Source organism: Curtobacterium sp. B8, from assembly GCF_000333315.1.
GTDB classification, from domain to species: Bacteria; Actinomycetota; Actinomycetes; order Actinomycetales; family Microbacteriaceae; genus Curtobacterium; species Curtobacterium luteum.
Map to the genome: position 1 here is coordinate 1 of NZ_BACW01000649.1, position 2,809 is coordinate 2,809.

General features: G+C 75.3%; 3 protein-coding genes. 2 read left to right on the forward strand and 1 reads right to left on the reverse strand.

Annotated features, from left to right (window positions below; translation table 11 throughout):
* Together I59_RS17325 and I59_RS17330 are read left to right on the forward strand one after the other, a co-directional pair.
* The coding region (locus I59_RS17325) for an FCD domain-containing protein (protein ID WP_022904945.1) at window positions 1–400 on the forward strand (400 nt) is incomplete at its 5' end.
* The gene (locus I59_RS17330; RefSeq protein ID WP_022904946.1) at window positions 397–1,650 is read left to right on the forward strand and encodes an MFS transporter; all 1,254 of its coding nucleotides are present in this window, start codon (window positions 397–399) and stop codon (window positions 1,648–1,650) included. The genes I59_RS17325 and I59_RS17330, both read left to right, overlap by 4 nt.
* Before the next feature lie 319 nt (window positions 1,651–1,969).
* Here the strand turns inward: I59_RS17330 and I59_RS20370 are convergent.
* The coding region (locus I59_RS20370) for an NUDIX domain-containing protein (RefSeq protein ID WP_261976603.1) at window positions 1,970–2,809 on the reverse strand (840 nt) is incomplete at its 5' end.

The following is a 2,809-nucleotide window of genomic DNA, read 5'->3' on the forward strand; positions in this document are numbered from 1 at the left end:
CGACGTCCTGGAGATGCGGGAGGCCATCGAGTCCACCGCCGCAGCCCGGGTCGTGCGCGACGGCCGGGCCGCCGACGTCGGCCCCGCGCTCCTGGCCGTGCTCGGCGAGCAGCAGCACGCGGTCGCGGCCGGTGACGTCGACCGTTTCGTCGAGCTCGACGCCGAGTTCCACGGCGCGGTCATCGGGGCGTCGCGGAACGGCATCGCGGTCATGTTCGCCCGGACGCTCCGGGACCGGCAGCAGCGGCTCCGACACCAACTCATGCGGCTCCGACCCGAGCAGCTGCAGGCGTCGCTCGACGACCACCGTGCGCTGGCCGCAGCGCTCGAGGCCGGGGACGCGGCCCGCTACGCGGCGGTCCTCCACGAGCACGTCGCCTCGCACCGGGGCGCCCTGTGAGCGCGGCCGACGCCACCACGGGCAGCGTGCCGACCACGGGGTCCGTCGCCGTTCCGCAGGCCCGCGCCCTGCCGTGGGTCGCCGTGTGGGGCGCGGTGTTCGTGTGCTCCTGGGGCGGCAACCAGTTCTCCCCGCTCCTGCTCATGTACGAACAGCGGCAGCACTACTCGTCCGTCCTCGTCACCGTCCTCCTCGGGGTCTACGTCCTCGGGCTCGCGCCAGCCCTGCTCGTCGCCGGGTCGCTGTCCGACCGGCACGGTCGTCGCCCGCTCATGCTCGTCGGCATCGGCACCGCCGTCGTCGGCAGCGGGCTCCTGGCCCTCGGACCGCTCGGGCCGGGGTTCCTGGCGGTCGGTCGGCTGTTCTCGGGCGTGACGGTGGGCATCGCGATGGCGGTCGGCAACAGCTGGGTGAAGGAGCTGTCGCAGGGACGCTTCGACCCGCGCGCGGACGCCGGGGCCGGAGCACGACGGGCGTCCCTGGCGTTCACGCTCGGGTCCGCGTCCGGGGCGCTCGTCGCCGGGCTCATCGCCCAGTGGGGCCCCGTCCCGGAGGTCCTGCCCTTCCTCCTGCACATCGTCGTCGCCCTGCCCTTCGCAATCGTGGTGTGGCGGACGCCCGAGACGAACACCACCGGCGGCCTGCCCGGACCGTGGTGGCGCCAGCTCCGGGTGCCGAGCGCCGGCCACCGACGCTTCACCCGGGTCGTGCTCGTGGCAGCCCCGTGGATCTTCGGGTCCGCGGCGATCGGCTACGGCTACCTGCCGACACAGCTCACCGCGGCGACCGGGTCGTGGGGGCTCGTCTTCGCCACGGCGACGACCGTCGTCGCCCTGGGCGTGTCGAGCGCGATGCAGCCGATCGCGAAGCGCGTGCACTCGGTGACCTCGGCCCGCGGACTCGCGGTCGCGGTGGCGCTGATGACGCTCGGCATCGGGGTCGTCGGCCTCGCGGTCGTCGCGCAGTCGGTGTGGATCGGTCTCGCCGCCAACGTGGTCATCGGCGCGGGGATCGGCACGGCGCTCGTGTCGTCTCTGCTCGAGGTGCAGCGGATCGCGGGTCCCCGTGACCTCGCGGGGCTGACGGGCGTGTTCTACGCGGCTGCGTACGCCGGGTTCCTCGCGCCGGCGGTCATCGCGGCGATCGCGGGCACCGTGCCCGTCCCGGTGATCCTCGGGGTGGTCGTCGCGCTCGGCGTCATCGCGTGGGTCGCGATCACGGTGTCGTCCAGGAGGCACATCCCGGCCTGAGCGCGCCGGCGCCGGCCCGACGGGTCGGTCCAGGCCCCGGTCCGGTCCGGTCGGGTCTAGTGCGGTCAGGTCGGGTCCGGTCCGATCCGGTCCGATCCGGTCCGGACCCGTCCGATCCGGTCCGGTCTGGACCCGTCCGGTTTGGTCGGGTTGGGTCCGGCTCGGCCGCTGCGCCCGGCCCGGCCCGAGGCGCCGTTCCGTTCGGTCGGTGGCAGTTCCGGTTCCGGAACCCCGACGGTCGTGCACCGGAACTGCCACGAGACAGAGCGAGATCGTGCGCAGCTCGGGGACGGTCGCCAGCGCGTGCGCTCACTGTCCGTCACGCCGGCAACGCGTCGCGCAACCACGCCGGGCCGCGCGCACCGGCGCCGAGCGCCTCGACCCGCGAGCGCAGCTCACGGTCCGCCGTGACGACGACCACGGGGGCATCGCCCTCGGCGAGCGCCCGCTCGGCCGCTGCGACGATCGCGTCGTCACCCGAAGCGGGTGCCCGGACCACCTCGACGCCGTGGGCGGCCGTGTCGGGGGCGAGCCGGGCCTCCCCTTCGAGCACCACGGTCCACCGTGGCCACCAGCGCGCGAACGGCAGGTCGAGTCCGGACGCGGCGATCCCGTCCGCAGCGAGCGCGTCGACGCCCGCGACGAGCGTCGCGGCCGCGCCGGCGCGGTCCCGCCACCAGCCGTCCGGTCGGCTGCCGACGACGTTGGCCGCGTCGACGACGACGTGCGGCGTCGTGTCGAGGGCGGCGCGCAGCGTCGGCCAGGAGGCACCGAAGCCGGGGTGCAGCGGGAGGTCGGCGACCTCGTCGACCGGGATCCAGGAGAGCGCGAGGCTCTCCCGGTCCGCGATGACCGGTTCGAACGGCCGGGAGGCGCGCCCGACGACGGTCGTGTAGGTCCAGAACCCGAGGTCGAGGACCGCGGTGTGGCGCAGGTCGACGCCGTCGTGCGGGACGCCTGCCTCCTCTGCGGACTCGCGGAGTGCGCCGGTGACGGCGTCCTCGCCCTGGTGCCGGGCGCCGCCGGGGATGCCCCAGGTGCCGCCGTGGTGGCTCCACTCGACGCGGTGCTGCAGGAGCACGCGGCCGGAGCCGTCGTCGACGAGGAGGCACGGCGGCGCCGAAGCGTCCCCACGCCTTCGTGCCGTCGGGGCCGCCGC